Source organism: Streptomyces sp. PsTaAH-124 (assembly GCF_000373685.1).
GTDB classification, from domain to species: Bacteria; Actinomycetota; Actinomycetes; order Streptomycetales; family Streptomycetaceae; genus Streptomyces; species Streptomyces andamanensis.
On the sequence record NZ_KB892162.1, the window covers coordinates 77,377 to 99,173 of the forward strand.

Annotated in this window: 12 protein-coding genes; all 12 read left to right on the top strand. The window is 72.9% G+C overall.

The window, feature by feature from the left end:
* On the top strand, window positions 1–4,315 hold a 4,315-nt coding region (locus B086_RS39580; protein ID WP_158690375.1), incomplete at its 5' end, for a non-ribosomal peptide synthetase.
* A 20-nt stretch (window positions 4,316–4,335) separates the two neighbouring features.
* Window positions 4,336–11,547 (top strand): non-ribosomal peptide synthetase, encoded by a 7,212-nt coding sequence (locus B086_RS0108735; protein ID WP_037873173.1) that lies wholly within the window; start codon window positions 4,336–4,338, stop codon window positions 11,545–11,547.
* Between the two features lie 201 nt (window positions 11,548–11,748).
* Entirely contained in the window at window positions 11,749–13,323 is a 1,575-nt protein-coding gene (locus B086_RS0108740; RefSeq protein ID WP_018566031.1) for a tryptophan 7-halogenase, read from the top strand.
* 34 nt (window positions 13,324–13,357) lie between these two features.
* On the top strand, window positions 13,358–14,656 hold the full coding sequence (locus tag B086_RS39585) for a cation:proton antiporter (protein ID WP_018566032.1): 1,299 nt from the start codon (window positions 13,358–13,360) through the stop codon (window positions 14,654–14,656).
* A gap of 335 nt (window positions 14,657–14,991) precedes the next feature.
* Window positions 14,992–15,348 (top strand): hypothetical protein, encoded by a 357-nt coding sequence (locus B086_RS0108750; RefSeq protein WP_018566033.1) that lies wholly within the window; start codon window positions 14,992–14,994, stop codon window positions 15,346–15,348.
* Between the two features lie 415 nt (window positions 15,349–15,763).
* Complete coding sequence (locus B086_RS0108755; protein ID WP_018566034.1) at window positions 15,764–16,162, top strand: hypothetical protein; 399 nt, start codon at window positions 15,764–15,766, stop codon at window positions 16,160–16,162.
* 25 nt (window positions 16,163–16,187) lie between these two features.
* Entirely contained in the window at window positions 16,188–16,442 is a 255-nt protein-coding gene (locus B086_RS0108760) for a hypothetical protein (RefSeq protein WP_018566035.1), read from the top strand.
* Entirely contained in the window at window positions 16,439–17,443 is a 1,005-nt protein-coding gene (locus B086_RS0108765) for a polyprenyl synthetase family protein (RefSeq protein WP_018566036.1), read from the top strand. The genes B086_RS0108760 and B086_RS0108765 overlap by 4 nt, the downstream gene beginning before the upstream one ends.
* Complete coding sequence (locus tag B086_RS0108770) at window positions 17,440–18,816, top strand: cytochrome P450 (RefSeq protein ID WP_018566037.1); 1,377 nt, start codon at window positions 17,440–17,442, stop codon at window positions 18,814–18,816. Before B086_RS0108765 ends, B086_RS0108770 begins: the two co-directional genes overlap by 4 nt.
* Before the next feature lie 192 nt (window positions 18,817–19,008).
* The gene (locus tag B086_RS39590) at window positions 19,009–19,899 is read left to right on the top strand and encodes an SAM-dependent methyltransferase (protein ID WP_051115791.1); all 891 of its coding nucleotides are present in this window, start codon (window positions 19,009–19,011) and stop codon (window positions 19,897–19,899) included.
* Window positions 19,896–20,960, top strand: a complete 1,065-nt coding sequence (locus tag B086_RS41905; RefSeq protein WP_051115792.1) for a polyprenyl synthetase family protein — start codon at window positions 19,896–19,898, stop codon at window positions 20,958–20,960. The genes B086_RS39590 and B086_RS41905 overlap by 4 nt, the downstream gene beginning before the upstream one ends.
* On the top strand, window positions 20,954–21,796 hold the full coding sequence (locus B086_RS39600; RefSeq protein WP_018566039.1) for a TauD/TfdA dioxygenase family protein: 843 nt from the start codon (window positions 20,954–20,956) through the stop codon (window positions 21,794–21,796). Before B086_RS41905 ends, B086_RS39600 begins: the two co-directional genes overlap by 7 nt.
* Window position 21,797 lies beyond the last annotated feature (1 nt).

Sequence of the window (21,797 nt, forward strand, 5' to 3'; positions counted from 1 at the left end):
GGACGACGATCATGTGCTGGTCGTGCTGCTGCACCACATCGCCACCGACGAATGGTCCACCGGCCCCCTGCTGACCGACCTCGACACCGCCTACCGCGCCCGGCTCACCGGCACGGCCCCCGACTACCCTGAACTCCCCCTCCAGTACGCCGACTTCGCACTCTGGCAGCGCGACCTCCTCGGCGATCCCGACGACACCACCTCACCAGCCGCGCACCAGACCGCATACTGGCGCCAGGCCCTCGCCGGTCTGCCCGAGGAAATTCCGCTTCCCACCGACCGGCCACGCCCCGCCACCCCCTCGCACGAAGGTGACGTGGTGCTGTTCGAGGTGTCCCCACGCACGGGTGCGGAGCTGGCCCGGCTCGCGCGGGAGAGCGGCGCGACCGTGTTCATGGTGGTCCACGCGGCGGTCGCCGCCCTGCTGCACCGGCTCGGCGCCGGTGACGACATCCCCCTCGGCACCCCGGTCGCCGGACGGGAGGACGAGCAGGTGGACCGGCTGGTCGGGTTCTTCCTCAACACGCTGGTGCTGCGGGCCGACCTGTCCGGCGATCCCACCTTCGCGGAGCTGGTCGGGCGGGTGCGGGACGCGGATCTCGCGGCGTTCTCGCACGCGGACCTTCCGCTGGAGGCCGTGGCCGACGCGGTCGGGCGGTCCGCCGGGGCCCGGCACCCGCTGTTCCGGACGATGGTGACCTACCACTCGGCGACCACCGAGATGCCTGAGCTGTTCGGGGTGCCGGCGGACGAACTGCCGGTGGAGATCGGCGGGTCCAAGTTCGACCTGGAGTTCGCCTTCGGCGGCTCCGCGGCGGACGGCCGGATCAGCTGTGGGGTGCGGTACGCGACGGAGCTGTTCGAGGCCGCGAGCGTCGAGCGGCTGGCCGGGCGGCTGGTCCGGCTGCTGGACGCGGTGGCGGGCGACCCGGGGCAGACGCTCTCCGCCCTCCCGGTCATGGACGCGGACGAGCGGGAACAGGTGCTGCGAGGCTGGAACGACACCGCGCGCGTCCCGGACGGTCCCGCCACCCTCGCCGGTCTCGTGGCGGGCGGCGCCCGCGACGCCGAGGCCACCGCGCTGCTCTTCGACGGCGCCTTCCTGACCCGCGGCGCCTTCGAGGAGCGGGTCAACCGGCTGGCGCGGCTGCTCATCGGCCGGGGCGTCGGCCCCGAGTCCGTCGTCGCCGTCGCCCTCCCCCGCTCCATGGACCTCCTCGTCGCCCTGCACGCCGTCGTACGCGCGGGAGGCGCCTACCTGCCACTCGACCCCACCCTGCCCGCCGACCGGCTCACCTACATGACCGACACCGCCACACCGGTGTGCGTGGTCACGGACCGGCCCTCACTCGACACACTCCCCGGACAGCTCCGGCCGAGCGCCGTACTCCTCGACACACCCGCCGTGGCCGAAGAGTTGGCGGGGCTCGCGTCCGACGACATCACCGACGCCGACCGGCTCGCACCGCTGCTGCCGTCCCATCCGGCGTACGTACTGTTCACCTCAGGGTCGACCGGACGCCCCAAGGGCGTACTGATCGAGCACGCCGCCATCGTCAACCGCCTCCAGTGGATGCAGGACACCTACCGGCTCACGACAGCGGACCGGGTCCTGCTCAAGACACCCACCACCTTCGACGTCTCCGTGTGGGAACTGTTCTGGCCGCTGGCGCAGGGCGTGCCGCTGGTCGTCGCTCGGCCCGAAGGGCACACCGACCCGCATTACCTGGCCGCGCTCATCCGCGAACAGGCCGTCAGTGTCTGCCACTTCGTCCCGTCGATGCTCGCCGCGTTCCTGACGGAGACCGAGCTGTCCGACTGCCCGAGCCTGCGACTGGTGGTGTGCAGCGGCGAGGCCCTCTCGACCGACCTGGCCACCAGGTTCCACGCCTCGGCCGGAACGCGCCCGATCGCGCTGGAGAACCTGTACGGCCCGACCGAGGCNGCCGTGGACGTCACCCGAGCCCCAGCCCNCCCCACCGACAACAGCCACCACTCCATACCCATCGGAACACCCGTCNGGAACACCCGCGTCTACGTCCTCGACCCCCACCTCCAGCCTGCCCCCGTCGGCGTCCCCGGCGAGCTCTACCTCGCAGGCACCCAACTCGCCCGCGGCTACCTCACCCAACCCGCCCTCACCGCCGAACGCTTCACCGCCGACCCCCACGGCACCCCCGGCACCCGCATGTACCGCACCGGCGACCTCGCCCGCTGGAACCCCGACGGCACCCTCACCTACCTCGGCCGCACCGACCACCAAATCAAACTCCGCGGCCAACGCATCGAACTCGGCGAAATCGAAACCACGCTCACCCACGCACCCGGCATCGCACAAGCCGCCGCACACGTCCGCGAGGACCGGCCGGGGGTGCAGCAGCTCGTCGCCTATGTGGTGCCCGCGCCCGGTACGGCCGTCGTACCGGACGAGTTGCGTGCCCATGCGGCGGAGCGGCTGCCCGCGTACATGGTCCCGGCGCTCTTCGTGACGCTGGACGCCCTGCCGCTGAGCGCGAACGGCAAGCTCGACCGCCGTGCTCTGCCCGTGCCCTCGGGTGCGGCCCGGTCCGTCTCCGCAGGGGCGGGGGCGGCGCAGGTGCTCGCCCGGCTGATGGCCGAGGTGCTCGGGCTGCCGGCCGTCGACGTCGAGGACAACTTCTTCGAGCTGGGCGGCGACAGCATCGTCTCGATCCGGCTGGTGAGCCTCGCCCGCAAGGCCGGGCTCACCGTCACGGCACGCCAGGTGTTCCAGCATCCGACACCGGCCGCGCTCGCCGTGGTCGTGGCGCCCGAGGACACCGGTACGGCTCCGCGTCCGGCGGACGTGGGCACCGGGCCCCTGGTGCTGCCTCCGGCCGCGCACTGGCTGGCGGCCCGGGGCGGCCCGTACGAGCGCTTCTGCCAGGCCCGACTGGTGCGGCTGCCCGCCGGAGTGCGCGCGGCCGATCTGGTCACGGCGCTCCAGGCGGTGCTGGACCGGCACGACGGGCTGCGGCTGGCGCTGACGGTGGCGCGGCCGGGGCTGTGGAGCGCCGAGGTGCGGCCGGTGGGCGCGCTGGAGGCCGCTTCGGTGCTGCGTACGGTGGACGCCGTGGGCCTCGGTGACGGGGCGCTGCGTGAGCTGGTGGCGCACGAGTCGGACCGGGCGGCCGGGGAGCTGGATCCGGTGGCCGGACGGACGGTGCGGGCGGTGTTCCTCGACGCCGGTCCGGACGGGCCGGGCAGGCTGCTGCTGGTGGCGCACCATCTGGTGGTCGACGAGGTGTCGTGGCAGATCCTGCTGCCCGATCTGCGGGCGGCCTGGGAGGCCGCAGCGGCGGGCCGGGCGCCCGCACCGGAGCCGGTGCCGACGTCGCTGCGGACCTGGACGGCCGGGCTGCTCGCCGAGGCGCACAGTGCGCGGCGGCTGGCGGAGCTGGACCGCTGGCTGGCGGAGGCGCCGCGCGGGCGGCTGCTCACCGACCGGGCGCTGGATCCGGGGCGGGACACCGTGTCGACGGCGCGCAGGCTCGATGTGCGGCTGTCGGCCGAGCGGACGGCACCGCTGCTGGAGCGGGTCCCCTCGGCGGTGCACGGCACGGTGAACGACATCCTGCTGACCGCGTTCGCGGTGTCCGTGGGCGACTGGGCGGCCCGTGCGGGCCGGTCCGCGCAGGCGGCCGGGTTCGCGGTGGACCTGGAGGGGCACGGCCGGGAGCAGGATCTCGTGCCGGGCGCCGATCTGACCCGTACGGTCGGCTGGCTGACCTCCGTGTATCCGCTGCGGCTGGGGGCGCGCGCCTATGACCCGGCGGCCGTGCTGGCGGGGTCCGAGGACGCGGGCGCGGCCCTGAAGGAGGTCAAGGAGCAGGTGCGCGGTGTGCCGGACGGCGGGGTGGGCGCGGGTCTGCTGCGCCGGCTGAACGCCGGTACGGCCGGGCTGTTCGGTCCCGGCGCGGCCGAGGTCCTGTGGAACTACCTGGGCCGCCAGACGGCCCGCGCCACCGCCGACTGGGGTCCGGCCCCCGAGGCGGACGCCCTGGCCGTGGCCCCTGATCCGGCCCTGCCGCTCTCCCACGCGCTGGAGGTCGTCGCCGAGGTGACGGGCGGACCGGACGGGCCGCAGCTCGCGGCGTCGTTCGTGTGGGCGGGCGGGGTCCTGTCCCAGGGCACCGTCAGCGCGCTGGCGGACGGCTGGCTGGACGCGCTGGACACCTTTACCGCCTGGGCGGACGGCGGGGCGACCGCCGGGCACACGCCCTCGGACCTCGACCTGCTCGAACTCGACCAGGACCAGATCACCATGCTCGAAGAAATGTGGAGGGCCCAGCAGTGAAGCAGGCTCGGATCGAGGACATGCTGCCGCTGTCCCCCTTGCAGCAGGGCATGTTGTTCCATTCCGTCTACGACGCCGGACGTGACGCCGCCGATGTGTACACCGTGCAGGTCACGGTGGCGCTGGCGGGGCCGGTCGACGCGGCCCGGCTGGAGCGGGCGGCGGTGGCGCTGCTGCGGCGGCACCCGAATCTGCGCGCCGGGTTCTGGCACGAAGGGGTGCCGCAGCCGGTGCAGTTCGTGCCGGTGGAGGTGCGCATCGGGGTCGATCGCGCCGATCTGTCCGCCGCCGGTGAGGCCGGGCGGGCGCTGGCCGAGCTGGAACGCGCCGAGCTGGAGCGGCGGTTCGAGCTGCACCGGCCGCCGCTGGTGCGGCTGGTGCTGGCCCGGGTCGCCGACGACGACCACCGGCTGGTGATCACCGTGCACCACATCCTGGTGGACGGATGGTCCATGCCGCTGCTGGTGGGCGATCTGCTGGCGCTGTACGGCAGTGACGGCGACGCGTCCGCGCTGCCCGCGGTGCGTCCGTACCGGGACCATCTGAAGTGGCTGAAGAAGCAGGACGTGGCGGCGGCCGAGGCCGCTTGGCGGCGGGCGCTGGCGACACTGGAGGAGCCGACGCTGGTGGCGCCGGCCGATCCGGCGCGTCCGGCGGTGCGGCCGGGTGTGCACGCGCTGGAGCTGTCGGCCGGGGCCACGGCGCGGCTGACGGCGGCCGCGCGGCGGCTCGGGACGACGCCGAGCACGCTGATCCAGTGCGCGTGGGGCCTGGTCATAGGTCAGTTGACGGGGCGTCAGGACGTGGTGTTCGGTCTGACGGTGTCGGGGCGCCCGGACGAGATACCGGGGGTCGAGTCGATGCTCGGCCTGTTCATCACCACCGTGCCGGTCCGGCTGGTGCCGCGCCCCGAGGAGAGCGTGGCGGGGCTGCTGCGGCGGTTCCGGGACGAGCAGAACGCGCTGCTGGCCCACCACCACCTGGGGCTCGGCCCCATCCAGAAGCAGGCGGGCGGCCGGGAGCTGTTCGACACGCTCGTGGTGATCGAGAACTATCCCGTGGACCCGGGGGCGACACGCACGGTCGGCGGCGGGCTCCGGGTGACCGGGGTGGAGGCGCGCGACGCCACGCACTATCCGCTGACCCTCGCCGTGGCGCTGGAGGAGCGCGCTCTGCTGCGTCTGGAGTACCGCCCCGATCTGTTCGACGCCCGGCACGCGGAACTGCTCGCCGGACGGCTGGCGCTGGCGCTGGAGCGGCTGTCCGGGCCCTCCGAAGTCGCTGTCGGCGCCCTGGAGCTGCTGCCCGAGGCGGAGTCCGGGCGGGTGCGCGACAGCTGGCGTGGTCCGGTGCGGGACGTACCGGGCGGCACGGTCGCGGACCGGTTCGCGGAGCAGGCGGCGCGGACGCCGGACGCCGTCGCGGTGGTCGCGGGCGAGGTGACGCTGACCTTCGCCGGGCTGGAGCGGCGGGCCGCGCGGCTGGCCGCGCTGCTCGCCGCGCGCGGGGTGGGCCCGGAGTCGGTGGTGGCGCTGGCGGTGCCCCGGTCGGCGGAGTCGGTGGTGGCGATCCTCGCGGTGCTGCGGGCCGGTGGTGCCTATCTGCCGCTCGACCTGGACCATCCGGCGGACCGGCTGGCATACATGCTCGACGACGCCGCTCCGGTGTGCGTGCTGACCACCTCCGACGCGGTCGGTCTGCTGCCGCGGTCGGGCGGGCCGGAGCGCATCCTGCTGGACGCGCCCGCGACCTGGGCCGGGCCGATCGCGTCCGAGGCGGCGCCCGGATGCCCGGACGTGGTGGCGGAGCACCCGGCGTACGTGATCTACACCTCGGGTTCGACGGGCCGTCCCAAGGGCGTGGTGCTCACCCACGGCGGGCTGTCCAATCTGTACGCGAACCACATCGGCGAGGTCTTCGGTCCGGTGGTCGCGGCGGCGGGCGGGCGCACCCTGCGGGCCCTGCACACGGCGTCGTTCAGCTTCGACACCTCCTGGGAGCAGCTGTTCTGGCTGATCGCCGGGCACGAGCTGCATGTGCTGGACGAAGTGGGCCGCCGGGACGCGGAGTTCGTCGTGGAGTACGTCCGTGGGCGGCGCATCGACGCGATGGACGTGACCCCCACCTACGCCCGACAGCTGCTCGACTGGGGCCTGCTGGACGCCGCGCACCACCGGCCCGCGCTGCTGCTGCTCGGCGGCGAGGCGGTGCCGCCGGAGCTGTGGTCCGAGGTGCGGGACGCCGGTGGCGTCATGTCGGTGAACCTGTACGGGCCGACCGAGTACACGGTGGACGCGCTCGCCGCTGACCTCTCCGTGCGCGGCACGCCGGTCGTGGGGCGGCCCATCGGCAACACCGGCGCCTATGTGCTGGACAGCGCGCTGCGCCCGGTCCCGGCGGGGACGGCGGGCGAGCTGTACCTCGCCGGTCACGGCACGGCGCGTGGCTATCTGGGCCGGTTCGCGCTGACCGCCGAGCGGTTCGTCGCCGACCCCTACGGTCCGCCCGGCACCCGGATGTACCGCACCGGTGACCTCGTACGGCTGGGCGCGGACGGGGAGTTGGAGTATCTGGGGCGGGCCGACGACCAGGTGAAGATCCGGGGCTACCGGATCGAGCCGGGCGAGGTGGAATCCGCGCTCGTCGCGCTGGACGGTGTGACGTCCGCCGCGGTCGTGGTGCGCGAGGACACTCCCGGGGTCAGGCGGCTGGTCGGCTATGTGACGGGCGCCGCCGATCCGGTGGCGGTCCGCGCGGAGCTGGCGGCGGTGCTGCCCGATCACCTGGTGCCGGCGGCGGTCGTGGTGGTGGAGGCGCTGCCGACGACGGTCAACGGCAAGCTGGACCGGGCCGCGCTGCCCGCTCCGGTGCTGACGGGCGCGACGGTGTCCCGGGCTCCTCGCGACGCCCGCGAGGAGACGCTGTGCCGGGTCTTCACGGAGGTGCTGGGCCTGGCCTCGGCGGGTGTGGACGACGATTTCTTCGCCCTGGGCGGTGACAGCATCGTCTCCATCCAGCTGGTGACGCGGGCGCGCAAGGAGGGCCTGGTGCTCTCCCCGCGCGATGTGTTCGAGCAGCGCACCCCGGCGGGTCTGGCCGCCGCAGCCCGCGCTGTGGACGCCGGTGCCGCCCCGGTCGTGTCCCGGGAGCCGCTGGTGGTCCCGGACGCGGCCGGGCGGGCGGCGCTCGCCGGGGCGTTCGGTGAGATCGCCGAGGTGCTGCCGCTGGCGCCGCTCCAGGAGGGCCTGTACTTCCACGCGGTGTACGACGACCGGGCGCTGGACGTCTATCTGATGCAGAACTTCGTGGAGCTGCGGCACGCCGTCGACACGGGCGCGCTGCGGGCCGCGTTCGACGCGATGCTGCGCCGGCACCCCAATCTGCGCTCGGGTTTCTGGCACGAGGGTCTGCCCCAGCCGGTGCAGGCCGTCCCGGCCGCGTGGGAACTGCCGTGGCGGATCGAGGACTTGACCGGTCTCGACGAGGAGGCGCAGCGGGCCGCGCAGCGTGAGTTCTCCCTCGCCGACGCGGCGACCCGCTTCGACCTGTCCGCGCCGCCGCTGATGCGCGTCACCCTGCTCAAGTTCGCCGAGGACCGCTGGATGCTGTGCCTGACGCAGCATCACATCCTGACCGACGGCTGGTCGGAGTCGCTGTTCTTCGAGGAGCTGTTCGCGCTGTACGGGCGCGGCGGCGACCTGGACTCGCTGCCCCCGGTGACGCCGTACCGGGACTATCTGCGGTGGCTCGCGGACACCGACTCCCCGGCTGCGCTGGACGCCTGGCGGGCGCATCTGTCGGGGCTGGACCAGGCGACCCTGGTCGCACCGGCCGACCCGGCGCGGCAGCCGGTCACCGCCGAGGTGGTGGACATCGCGCTCGGCGAGGAACTCAGCGACGGGCTGCGGCAGTTCGCCCGCGGCTGCGGGGTGACCCTGAACACCGTGCTGTCGGCCGCCTGGGCGCTGTCGCTGGCGGCGCTGACCGGCCGGGACGACGTGGTGTTCGGTGCCACGGTCTCGGGCCGCCCGGCGGAGGTGCCCGGCGTCGACCATATGATCGGCATGTTCATGAACACGCTGCCGTTCCGGGTGACGCTGCGCCCGGACGAGCCGCTGCGGGACCTGCTGGTACGGGTGCAGCGCGAGCACGCCGAGCTGCTGCCGCACCACTGTCTGGGGCTCGGCCGCATCCAGCAGGCCACCGGGCTCGGGACCCTGTTCGACACGCTGTACGTGTTCCGGAACACGCCGCTGGACGACGCCGCCCGCGAGGAGGCCGTCGCCCGGTACGGCATCGGCTGGACGCACAGTGTGGACGGCACCCACTACCCGCTGACGCTGGCGGTGACGCCCGGCGCCTCGCTGGAGCTGAGCCTCGCCTACCGGCCCGACCTGTACGACGCGACGACCGCCGGGGAGCTGGCGGCCCGGCTGCGCCGGCTGGTCTCGCAGTTCGCGGCGGGCGGTGCCACCGCGGTGGGCCGGCTGCACGCGCTGGCGGACGAGGAGCGGGCGGCGCTGCTGGAACTGGGCGACGACACGGGGCACTCGGTGCCGGACGTGTCGCTGATCGACCTGTTCGCGGGGCAGGCCGCGGCCACTCCGGACGCGACGGCGCTGGTCTTCGAGGACGAGCGGCTGAGCTACGCCGAGCTGGACGAGCGGTCCTGCCGTCTGGCGCGGGCCCTGATCGAGCGGGGCGCCGGTCCCGAGCGCACGGTGGCGCTGGGCCTGCCGCGCTCGGCGGACTTCGTCGTCGCCCTGTTCGCGGTGCTGAGGACGGGCGCCGCGTATCTGCCGCTGGACCTGGACCATCCGGTGGACCGGCTGGCGGCGATGGTCGAGGACGCCGCGCCGCTGTGCCTGGTGACCTCGACGGCGGTCGACGGCCGGGTGCCGAGCGTGCCGGGTGTGCCGCCGCTGGTGCTGGACGCGCCGCCGACCGTGGCGGACCTCGCGGGCCGCTCGGGCGCGCCGGTCACCGAGGACGAGCTGCTCGCGCCCCGGGACGGCCGCCACCCGGCCTACCTGATCTACACGTCCGGTTCGACGGGCCGCCCCAAGGGGGTCGTGGTGCCCTACGCCGGACTGGTCAACATGCTGTTCAACCACCGCGAGCGCATCTTCGGTCCGGCCGCGGAGCTGGCGGGCGGGCGCCGGATGCGGGTCGCGCACACGGTGTCGTTCGCCTTCGACATGTCCTGGGAGGAGTTCTTCTGGCTGGTGGACGGGCACGAGGTGCACGTCATCGGCGAGGAACTGCGCCTGGACCCGGCGGCGCTGACCGCGCACTACGACCGGGTCGGCATCGACGTCGTCAACGTCACCCCGTCCTACGGGCAGCAGCTGATCGACGCCGGTCTGCTGGACGCGGACCGGCACCGGCCGACGCTGGTGCTGCTCGGCGGCGAGGCGGTGCCGGACTCGCTGTGGACGCTGCTGCGGGACACCGAGGGCACCCTGGGCTACAACCTCTACGGTCCCACCGAGTACACCATCAACGCGCTCGGCGCGGACGCGGACGCGAGCGCGTCCTCCTGCGTCGGCCGGCCCATCCACAACACCCGCGCCTATGTGCTCGACAGCGCGCTGCGGCCGGTGCCGCGCGGGGTGCCGGGCGAGCTGTATCTGGCGGGGGCGGGGCTGGCGCGCGGCTACTTCCGGCGCCCGGCGCTGACGGCGGAGCGGTTCGTGGCCGACCCGTTCGGCGGGTCCGGCACGCTGATGTACCGCACCGGCGACCTGGTGCGCTGGCGGGCGGACGGGCAGCTCGACTACCTGGGCCGTACCGACCACCAGGTGAAGATCCGCGGCTTCCGGATCGAGCTGGGCGAGATCGAGTCGGCGCTCACCGGCGATCCGGCGGTGGCCGCCGCCGCGGTCGCCGTGCACACGGGTCCCGGCGGGGTGAAGCGGCTGGTGGCGTACACCGTCGCCGCCTCCGGCGGTACGGACGCCCCGGACGAGCCGGGGGCGGACGCGCTGCGGGCCAGACTGTCGGCGCTGCTGCCGGAGTTCATGGTGCCGTCCGTGTTCGTCCCGCTGGACGCGCTGCCGCTGACGGTCAACGGCAAGGTGGACCGCGCCGCGCTGCCCGCGCCCGCCTTCGGGGACACGGGCGGGGGCCGCCCACCGAAGGACACCCGCGAGGAGCTGCTGTGCGGGCTGTTCGCCGAGGTGCTGGGGCTCGAACGGGTCGGCGTGGAGGACAACTTCTTCGATCTGGGCGGCCATTCGCTGCTGGCGATGCGGCTGGTGGGCCGGATCCGCGCCGAGCTGGGGGTGCCGGTGCAGGTCGGTACGGTGATGTCGGCGCCGACGGTGGCCGGGGTGGCCGCGCGGATCGGCACCGACGCCCGCCGGGACGCCCTGCGGGTCGTGCTGCCGCTGCGCGAACGGGGTTCCAGGGCGCCGCTGTTCTGCTTCCACCCGGCCTCCGGGTTCAGCTGGCAGTACACCGGTCTGCTGCGGAACCTGGACCCGGAACGGCCGGTGTACGGCGTGCAGTCACCGGGCCTGTCGGGTCAACTGCCCGCCGTCGCGGACGTGGCCGGGCTGTGCGAGCTGTACCTGGCGGAGATCCGCGCAGTCCAGCCCGAGGGGCCGTACCACTTCGCCGGTTACTCCTTCGGCGGCACGGTCGCGCACACGCTGGCGGCGATGCTCCAGGAGCGCGGCGAGGAGGTGGCGTTCCTCGCGCTGCTGGACGCCTACCCGCCCGAGCGGGAGGACTGGTCCTACCTCGACTCCCCCGACTGGCGGGAGCGGCTGGAGCGCGAGGAGAGCGGCTTCCTGCTGGCGGTGGCCGGCCTCGACGGCGACAGCGGCCGTGCGGTGAGCCGCGCCGAGGCGGTCGCCGCGATCCGGGACAGCCAGGGTCTGCTCGCCGGGTTCGACGAGGAGTTGCTGCACGCCGTCGTCGACACCAATGTGCACTGTGTGCGGCTGCTCTCGCGCAGCCGGACCCGGCGCTTCCGTGGTCCGGTGCTGTTCTTCACCGCCGCGCGCTCCACCCCCACGGCGGACGCACCGGGCCTGGTGTGGCCCGCCCACATCGACGGCGCGCTGACCGAGCACGTACTGGACTGCGGTCACGACGACATGATGTCGGCGGGTGCGCTGGACGAGATCGGTCCCCTGCTGGACGCGGCCCTGCGGGCCGTCCCGGACGGGGGCCCGCAGCGGCCGCCGACGGCGATTGACCCGGCGTCCGCAAGCCAACTAAGGTAAGCCTTACTTGCGTTGCCGGGCAGGTCGTCGCCGGGCCCCAGGCCCCGTTTCCGACACCGCCTTCCACACGGCACATGTCCCGCCGCCCCGCCGTACCGGCCCCGCCCGATCCCTTCGGGCGCCGCCGTCCGACGCGCGCGGCCCGTACGACACGCAACCGCCCATCCCACCGGCTCCGGCCGCACCTCCAGGGAGAATCACATGTCCACGCCCGAGCACGCCACCGGCACCACCCCGGCGGGTCCCGCCGGCTCCTACGACGTCGTGGTGGTCGGCGGCGGCCCCGGCGGCTCCACCACCGCCGCCCTGGTCGCGATGGCCGGTCACCGCGTCCTGCTGCTGGAGAAGGAGTCCTTCCCCCGCCACCAGATCGGCGAGTCGCTGCTGCCCGCGACGATCCACGGCGTCTGCCGCTTCCTCGGGGTGACCGAGGAACTGGAGAAGGCCGGCTTCATGCCGAAGCGCGGCGGCACGTTCCGCTGGGGTTCCAACCCCGAGCCGTGGAACTTCCTGTTCGCCTACTCCCCGCTGATGTCCGGCCCCACCTCCACCGCCTACCAGGTGGAGCGCATGAAGTTCGACAAGATCCTCCTCGACAACGCCCGCCGCCTCGGCGTCGAGGTCCGCGAACGGTGCACGGCCGTGGCCACGCTGAGCGAGGGCGAGCGGATCACCGGGCTGCGCTGGACCGACGAGGACGGCCGCACCCACGAGACCGCCGCCCGGTACGTGGTCGACGCCTCCGGCAGCAACAGCAAGCTCGCCCGCACGGTCGGCAAGCGCAACTACTCGGACTTCTTCCGCAATGTGGCCCTCTACGGCTACTACGAGGGCGGCAAGCGGCTGCCCGGACCGGACGCCGGCAACATCCTGTGCTGCGCCTGGGACGACGGCTGGTTCTGGTACATCCCGCTCACCGACACGCTCACCAGCGTCGGCGCGGTCGTCAACCGCTCCCAGGTCGGCACCCTCTCGCGCGATCCCGAGGGCGCCATGGCCCAGTTCATCGAGCAGGCCCCGATGATCAAGGAATTCCTCCAGGACGCCGAGCGCGTCACCGAGGGCCCCTACGGCGAACTGCGCGTCCGCAAGGACTACTCGTACGCCATGGAGCGCTTCTGGCAGCCCGGCATGGTGCTGGTCGGCGACGCGGCCTGCTTCGTCGACCCGGTGTTCTCCACCGGCGTCCACCTGGCCACCTACGGCGGTCTGCTGGCGGCCCGTTCGATCAACAGCGCGCTCGACGGCGAGCTGGACGAGGAGCGCGCCTTCGGCGAGTTCGAACGCCGCTACCGCCGCGAGTACGGCGTCTTCTACGAGTTCCTGCTCGCCTTCTACGACATGCAGCACAACGAGGAGTCGTACTTCTGGCAGGCCCGCAAGGTGTCCCGGGCCGAGGCGACCGACCTGCGAGCGTTCGTGGAGCTGGTCGGCGGTGTCTCCTCCGGCGAGGCGGCGCTGACCGACCTGGAGACGCTCAAGGAGCGCTTCGGCGGCTCCTCCAGGGAACTGGCGGACGCGGTCACCCGCACCGGGCCCGCGCAGACCGAGAGCGGCGAGCGGATGGGCGAACTGTTCGGCACCCAGGTGGTGACGGAGGTGATGCAGGGCATGAACGAGGTCCAGGCCCGCGCCTCCATGGGCGGTGCGACCACCCTGGAGAAGCCGCTGTTCGAGGACGGCCTGGTCGCCTCGAACGACGGTCTCGGCTGGGCCGTGCCGGTGACGGCGGACGCCGCGGCCGCCGTGTCCGCGCAGGAGGGCCCGGCCGCATGACCGCGCCCGCCGTCACCGGTACGGGGGCGGTCCGGTGAGCGCCGAGGAGATCACGTCGAGCGTGCTGGCGGCCACCGGTGTGGTCGTCGCCCTCGCCGCCGGGCTCTCGGCGCTGGCCCGCCGGGTCGGGCAGCCGCCGGTGATCGGCCAGGTGCTCGTGGGCATCGTCCTCGGGCCGAGCGTGCTGGGCCGGTTCCCCGGCGACCCCAGCTCCGCGCTGGTCCCGGACGAGGCGCTGCCCCACCTCGGGGTGCTCGGGCAGGTGGCGCTGGTGCTGTTCATGTTCTCCGTGGGCTGCGAGCTGGACACGTCCCTGCTGCGCCACCAGGGCCGGGCGGTCACCACGGTGTCCGTCGCCGCGCTCGCCGTCCCCATGGCGGCGGGCGCGGGGCTCGGCTGGCTCGTCCTCGGCAGCGATCTGGCGCCGCAGGGCGTCCCCGACGGCTGGGCCTTCCCGCTGTACCTCGCGGTCGCGCTCTCCATCACGGCGATGCCCGTCCTCGCGAGCATCGTCCGCGACCGCGGGCTGTCCGCGACGACGCCGGGCACGGTGGCCACGGCCGCCGCGGCGCTGACCGACGTCGTCGGCTGGGTGCTGCTGGCCGGTGTCGTCGCACTCGCCGGTTCGGGGGGCCGCTCCCCGGCGGTGCTGATCGGGCTGCTGGCCTGCTATCTGCTGGCGATGCTGGCGGTGGCCCGGCCGGTGCTGCGACGCACCGCCGCCCTCCGGGGGACGCTGCGCGACGGGCCGCTGATCGCGGTGGCGCTGCTGTCCGGATGGGCGACCAGCGTTCTCGGCCTGCACGCGGTGTTCGGGGCGTTCCTGGCCGGGCTGCTGATGCCGCGCCGTACGGACGGCACCCCCGACCCGGAGCTGGTGTCGTGGGCGGACCGGGCGGGCAGCCTGCTGCTTCCGGTCTTCTTCATCACCACCGGCTGGTCCGTCGACATCGGCGGGCTGGGCGGCGCGGACGTGCTCCTGCTGCTCGCGCTGTTCGGGGTGGCGGTCGTCGCCAAGCTCGGGGGCTGCACGCTCGCCGCGCGGCTGAGCGGGGGGAGCTGGCGGCAGAGCGCCGTCATCGGGGCGCTGATGAACACCCGGGGCCTGACCGAACTCATCGCGCTCAACGTGGGCAAGCAGGCGGGCCTGCTCGACGGCCGCTGGTACTCGCTGCTGGTGGTGGTAGCGGTCGCGACGACCGCGATGACGGGCCCGCTGCTGACCTGGCTCCGGCGGGACCGGGACGGCGAGAACGGCGAGAACGGCGCAGACGGCACCGGCGGGCGTCCCGTCCCCGAGGTCGCCCACGCGGGGGCGGGCCCGGGGAACTGAAGGACGGCACGGCACCCGGGCCCCGCCCCCGCGGCCAGGACCCAGGGGCGGGGCCCGGGTGTCGTGGCGGTGCGGTGCGCCCCCGGACTTCCCTCCTACGGCGTACGACCGTACGACCGGTCGTGCCGGGCACGGGGTCCGGGTGAGGCCGGCCGTGGTGACCGTGGTCCGTGCCGGATCCCGCCGCTGTCCCGGCCGGTCGTCACGAGGAGCCCGAGCTGTACCGGAACACCCCAGCCGAGTCCGACGCCGGGCGGCGCGGGCGCCGTCCTCGCACCGGTCCTCACCGAGGCGGTGACACGCATGGTCCCGGTGCCGCTGGCATCCACGAGATCGTGCTCGGTAGCGTCATCGGCCCCGCGCTGACCTGTACGGCACTGGGCACGGTGATGCCCGTCTCCCTGCTGCGGTTCCTGCTGGTGCGGGGCGCCCAGGTCCGCCTCCTCGCACCACCCGGCCCCGGCGACCGCCGGGCTCTCACGCTGTGCGCGTCTCCATGTCTGCCGCTCGCCGTGACGATCACCACCATCGGTGTGGACCGGAAGGTGCTCGGCGGGGGCCGGGCCGCGGCACTGGTCGGTGCCGCGATGGTCGCGGTACTGATCCTGCCGCTGCTCGCGTCGCGGCTGCGCGGCGGCGGCCGGCGAAAAGAACGGGCCTCTGCGTCCTCGGCGGAGTCGCAGGCGTGGTGACGGGCCGCAGCTCCCGAAGGCGGGCGGGCACGCCGGACGACCGGTCCCGGCCATCACCGTAAGATCTTTCGGAAACACGTCTGCGCCGCACCATGGACTCACCCGCAACGGCAGTCACAGGAATTCACGCCACCAGCCTTTTTCGGGCGCGCTGGAGATCTGTTGACCGAATTCCGACTCCACGGCAATTCCGCGATGCCGCAGAATAACCACGGACTCGCACCAGCCGGTTGATGCGGGATCAAGAACTCACCTGCACGCGTACTCAGTCCGCAGGGACTGACAACCTTGTCACCGCCGATCCGTTCGATTTTCCCGCCTCCCGAACGATTCGAACACACGGATTACCGGGGCCGACTGTTCCCGCACACGCCGGAACGGCCGGAACTCCGCCCTCCCCGTGAAAGGCGAACAGATGACCGATGACGCCGAAAAGCCCGCCGCGCAGCCCACCGACTACGAGACCTTCATGACCTCCGTGATCTCTCTCGACGGAAAGTCACTGATCTCCGACCTGCACAAGGCCCAGGCCGAGTTCCCCGAGCTGATCACCGCCTTCACCTACCTGAGCATCCACGCGGCGGCCTCGGTCATCGCCGGCAACAGCTTCCGGCGCGGCAATCTGCTCGCGGACTGCGGGCCCGCCGTGGCCGAACTCGCGATCACCGCCGCGAACTCCGTCGTCAAGAGCCCCGATCTGGCCAAGAGCGCGCTCTCCCGTATCAATGCCCACTACATCCAGGCCGCCATGGAGAAATCCATGGAGGAAGGCCGTGTCGTCGCGCCCACGGTGGTGCAGGCAGCCGATTTCTAGACCAGCAGGCCCCTACCGCAAGGAAATGAACGAGGTGACTGCTGCCGTGAACCCCATCAATCTCGTCGATTTGGCAAAGCTGTTCGAAGCCGCCGTCTCTTCCGATGCCGCGAAGAGGCGGGACATGCTCGAAACGGTCCCCGCGGCCGAGCGCACACGGATCGGACACGTCCTCGATGAACTGCTCGCCAGCCCCGAGGACGAGCGCATGCTGCGGCTTCCCATGACCGACACCGACATGGTCGACTTCGAGATCGCGGAGGAGGTCGGACACGGATGAACGCCCCCGTGCGCGACGACATCGAATGGAACCTGGCCGAACACGCGGTGTCCTACCCCGCGTTCGACGGCCATCCCGCCATCAGGGCCGAGTTCGCCCGCTCCCTGCGCAAACGCACCCGGCTGTGGGAACCGTTGCTGACCCTGCTCGCCACGGAGTTCGGCCACCGGCCCTCCGACGCCTCCGCGCGGGTCCTGAGCGGCTGGTTCACGATGGTCCACCTCTCCGCGCCGATCGACCAGCTCGTGGACCGCGACCCGATGTCGGAGCAGTGGCGCGAGCTCGGCGGTGCCGGCGCCATCGAGCTGGTGCTGGCGCTGAAGGACCAGGTGCTGCGCGCCCCCCTGGCCGCGCTCGACCCGGCGGCCGACACGGCGACGGTCCAGGCGGTGTCCCGGGCGACCGTCGAACTGGGCTCGGCGTGCCTGACGGCGTCGATCGGCGAGTACCTCGACGTCGTGGGCTATTCCGAGCTGCGTTCCGAGCCCCCTTACCCCGTGCGGGCCGCCACCCGGGTCGCGCTCTTCTACGAACAGCTCGTCGGCTGGAAGTCGTCCGTCATCTACGAGTGCCTGCTGCGCTGCGCGGCCCTCACCATGGAGGCACCGGACGCGGCGGCCGAGGCACTGGCCCGCTTCGGCCACCACATCGGGTTCGCGGTACAGGTGCTCGACGACGCCGGGGGCGTCTGGGGCGGTGGCGACGACCTGGAGAAGGACCCCGTCAAGGTCACCTCCCCCCTCGCCTACGCCCTCGCGCTCGACCACCCCCGCCGCGACGAGCTGGTCGATCTGCTGCACACCCCGGCCGCCGGCCGGGACGTGGCGAGAACACGCGACATCCTCGACGGCGTCCAGGCCCGCGCGTTCCTCGAATTCCTCGTCCGGGACCGGATCTCCCTGGCCGTCGACGCGCTGTCCGAGGTGCTGCCCAAGCTCGCCGACCCGCTGGAACGCTGGGCGGACGCCTACTTCCGGCGGACACCGGAGGCCGTCCGGTGACCGAGACCGCCGCGCCACCGGCACCCGCCGGCCGGGCGCGTCCGGCGGCCATGCCGGGGCTGCCGTACTTCGGCGGCATCGCGCGGATGCGGAAGGACCCGATCGCCTACCTGGGCGAGGCGAGCCGCCGGGGTCCGGTCGTCCGGCTCGGACGGATCGGCAGACGATCGTTCTACCAGGTCAACGACCCGGACCTGGTGCGGGCGGTCATGACCGCGCCGTACGCGGACGTCGGTATGACCCGCACCAACGACGTGCTGGGCACCCTGTTCGGCGAGTCGGTGTTCACCATGCAGGGCGAGGTGTGGCGCAAGCGGCGCGACGAGTTGCAGCCCGCCTTCCGGACCTCCCACCTGCCGGAGCTCTTCGGTTCGGCGGCGGACGAGATCGACCGGACCGTCTCGCGCCTCGCGCCGGTCGCCGAGGCCCGGGGATCCGTCGATTGCAGCGCCGCGTTGCTGGACCTGCTCCAGCGCATGATCGTACGGATGATGTTCGGTGTGGCGGTCCCGGAGACCGCCGCCCAGCTGACCCGCGCCTTCGACTACGGCCTGGAGTACCGGCAGCGCCGCCGCTGGGCACCGGCGGGCCTGCCGCGCTGGCTGCCGACCCCGGCGAGCCGCCGGTTCGACGACGGGGTGGCCCGGCTGAACGCCAGCATCACCGAGATCATCGACGACCACCGCGCCCACCCGCCGGAGCGGGCCGGCCTGCTCCGGATGCTGATGGAGTGCCGCGACGAGGAGACCGGCGCGGGCTGGACGGACGACGAGCTGCTGGCCGAGGTGAAGACGACCTTCGTCGCCGGATGGCTCACGACCGCGACCGCGGCGGTCTGGCTGTTCGACCTCCTCGGCCGCCATCCGGAGATCACCGCGCGCGTGGTGGACGAGCTGGACCGCCTGCCGTCGGACCGGCCGCTCAGGTACGAGGACCTGCACACCCTGGAGTACACGGAGGACACCATCCTGGAGGCGATCCGGCTCTTCCCGCCGGGCTGGCTGCTGAGCAGACGGGTACGGCGCACGTACACCCTGGGCGGCCACCGCCTCGGCCGCGACACTGTCCTGCTGGTGTCGCCGTACGCGCTGCACCGGGATCCGGCCCACTGGACCGAGCCGGAACGGTTCGATCCCGGCCGCTTCCACCGCGGCACCCCTGGTGAGGCGCACCGCGCCGCGTACCTCCCGTTCGGATACGGACCGCGTGTCTGCATCGGGCGGGGTGTGGCGATGATGGAGCTGAAGCTGGTCGTCGCGACCCTGCTGCGGCGCTTCCGCTTCACGCTCGCCGACACCGCTCCCGCGAGACTCCAGCCCGTGTCCTTCCTGCGGCGCGCCGACCCACTCGTTCTCGACGTCGCTCCGCGCTGAACCCTTCCGCGTCCCCTCGAAACCCTTCGCGTTCCTCGCGTCCCTTCGCAGCCCTTCGACCGGGATCCGCCGTCCGTGCCGTCCACCGGCCGCGGGCCCGTCCGGCAGGCACACCCCCATCGACTTCCGGCCCGGCCGACGTCAGACGGACGCCGGGAGTCGCGCCGCCACTCACCGTGACGAGGTACTGGTATGAGAAAGGTCTCGCTCGACTCCGTCGAAGCGCAGCCGAGTGAATCAGCGGGCGGTCGAGCAGTCGTCGACACCGCCTACGAGCGGGAAGTCGCCCGGATGTACGACGAGAAGCAGGACGACTTCAACCTGCTGCTCGGCAAGGAGACGAACCTCGTCCACCACCATTTCGGGATCGGGGACTTCGACCGGACGCCCGGGGCGCTCCAGGACGAGGCCGCGGTGCAGCGCCGGCTGCACGAACTGGAGAACGCGCAGACCGAGCGGCTGCTCGACCTGCTCGACGGGCTGGGGCCCGAGCACCGCGTCTTCGACGGCGGCTCGGGCCGGGGCGGCACCGCCTTCATGGCCCACGAGCGCCTGGGCTGCTTCGTCGACGGCGCCACGATCTCGCGGTACCAGCGGGGGTTCGCCGAACGCAGCGCCCGCGAGCGCGGCTGCGACGCCAAGGTCCGGTTCCACTACATGAACATGCTGCGCACCGGGCTGCCCCGCGCGAGCGTGGACGCGGCGCTGACCAACGAGGTCACGATGTACGTCAGCGATCTGACCGCGCTGTTCCGGGAGTTCGCCCGGATCGTGAGGCCGAGCGGGCGCTATGTCTTCGCGACCTGGGCGGTCGACGAGAGCGGTTCGGCGGACGATGTGATCGCCGCGATCGACCGCCACTACGCCTGCACCATGCACACCCGCGGGGCCTACCTCCGCGCGCTGCTGGACTCCGGGTTCGTGCCGTACCACGTGGCCCAGATGGACGACGACGCGCTGCCCTACTGGGAGTTGCGACGGCGCAGCGAACACAGCGACACGATCGAGCAGTTGTTCATCGACGGGTACCACGCCTCCTCGATCGCCTATCTCATGGTCGCCGCGGAACGGACCGGGACGTGATCCCCGGGACGCTGCTGAACCAGTTCGACCAGGAGCTGTTCGCCTTCCTGCACCGCGAGCAGCCGCGGTCCGAGACGTTCCGGCGGATGGTCAGCGACCACATGGCCTGGCGTTCCTGGGACGACGGCGAGCCGACGGCGGACGACTCCCGCGGCAAGCGGGTACGGCCGCTGCTGGCGCTGCTGACCGCGCGGGCGATAGCCGGTGACCACCGAAGAGCGGTACCGGCGGCGATAGCGGTGCAGCTCGTCCACGACTTCAGCATCATCCTCGACGACATCATGGACGGCGACCGCACCCGCCGGAACCGCCCGGCGCTCTGGGTCAGTTACGGCACCGGGCACGCGATGACGGCGGCGGCCGGGATCTATGTCGTCGGACTCGACGCGCTCCAGGACTACCTGGACGGGGCATGGCCGCATGTCGAGGCGCGGGACCTGTCGAGGACCCTGCTGGACTCGTGTCTGGAGATGGCCGACTCCCAGCACATCGACCTGGACTGGGAGCAGCGGCTCGACATGACGCTCGACCAGGTCAGGACGGTGGCTCTGGGCCGCTCGTGCCTGATCAGATGCGGGATCGAGCTGGCGGCGGCCGTCAGCACCCCCGAGCGCGAGGTCCGCGCGGCCTTCCGGGAGTTCGGCGCGCTGGTGGCCACGGCGTTCTCGGTCATCGACGACTACCGCGGACTGTGGGGCAGTGAGGCGCGCAACGGCAAGCCGCTCCGCAGCGACCTGCGCCAGCACAAGAAGACGTTCCCGATCGTCGTCGGACACCAGCGGTGCGCTCCGGCCGAGCGCCGCCGCCTCCAGGCCCTGCTCACCGTCCCGCATCCGGGCGACACCGAGATCGCGGCGATCATGGAACTGCTGGACGGGGCCGACGCCCCGGGCGCCACCCTGCGCGAAGTCGCGCGCCTGTCCGAGCTGGCCGTCGCGTGTCTGCGCCGGCCGCCGCTGGACCGCTTCGCCGTCTCCGATCTCGTCGAGCTGACCGAGAGCCTGTTCGGCGGGCTCACCGGTCCGGCTCCCGCCCTGCCGCAAGGAGGATTCACGTGGTGACGCACTCGTCGGCCGACAAAGCCGCGCCGGCCGTCCCCCCGTTCGCGACCCTGCCGCCGCTCACCTCGGCCCGGCTGCCCGGACTCGCGCCCCGCATCAAGGAGGCGTGGCTGCGCCATCCGGTCCTGGTGTTCCACCGCTGCGAGCTGTCCCCCGACGACCTGGTGACGTTCGGCGCGCTGTTCGGCACACCGGTGCCGGTGCCCACCCAGGAGGCGATCGTCGACACCACCGGGCTGCCGCCCGAGGTCATGGTCATCTCGAACATCGTCGAGGACGGCCGTCCGCTCGGCCATCTGGGCGGCGGCGAACTCGGCTGGCACACCGACATGTGCTACGTCGCCGAGCCCGCGCTCGCCAGCGCGCTCCACGCCGTCGAGACGCCCGAGGGCCACGGCGACACCTGGTTCCTCGACATGTCGGCCGTGTACGACACGCTGCCCGCCGCCCTGCGCGACCGAATCGGGTCGCTGTCGTGCAAGCACGACGACAGCCGTACGGCGGCGGGCGACCTGCGCCACGGCCGTACTCCCGTCACCGACATCACCACCTCCTCGGGCGCCGTCCATCCCCTGGTGCGCGTCCGGCCCGAGAGCGGCCGCAAGGCCCTGTACCTGGGCCGTCGGCTCAACGCCTATGTACCGGGTCTGCCGCTCGCCGAGTCCGAGGCACTGCTGGACGAGCTGTGGGGGTACTGCGACAACCCGGCGGCGGCCTGGGCGCACCGGTGGCAGCCGGGCGACCTGGTGGTCTGGGACAACCGGGCGATGATGCACCGCCGGGACGCGATCCCGGACGGGGCGCGTCGGCTGATGCGCCGGATCCAGGCGAGGTGAC

What these genes read in the sequence shown, in the direction of transcription:
- B086_RS0108760 (WP_018566035.1), top strand. Translation starts at nt 16,188, where the DNA reads ATGAACGAGGTGACTGCTGCCGTGAACCCCATCAATCTCGTCGATTTG.
- B086_RS39590 (WP_051115791.1), top strand. Translation starts at nt 19,009, where the DNA reads ATGAGAAAGGTCTCGCTCGACTCCGTCGAAGCGCAGCCGAGTGAATCA.
- B086_RS0108755 (WP_018566034.1), top strand. Translation starts at nt 15,764, where the DNA reads ATGACCGATGACGCCGAAAAGCCCGCCGCGCAGCCCACCGACTACGAG.
- B086_RS0108765 (WP_018566036.1), top strand. Translation starts at nt 16,439, where the DNA reads ATGAACGCCCCCGTGCGCGACGACATCGAATGGAACCTGGCCGAACAC.
- B086_RS0108735 (WP_037873173.1), top strand. Translation starts at nt 4,336, where the DNA reads ATGCTGCCGCTGTCCCCCTTGCAGCAGGGCATGTTGTTCCATTCCGTC.
- B086_RS0108740 (WP_018566031.1), top strand. Translation starts at nt 11,749, where the DNA reads ATGTCCACGCCCGAGCACGCCACCGGCACCACCCCGGCGGGTCCCGCC.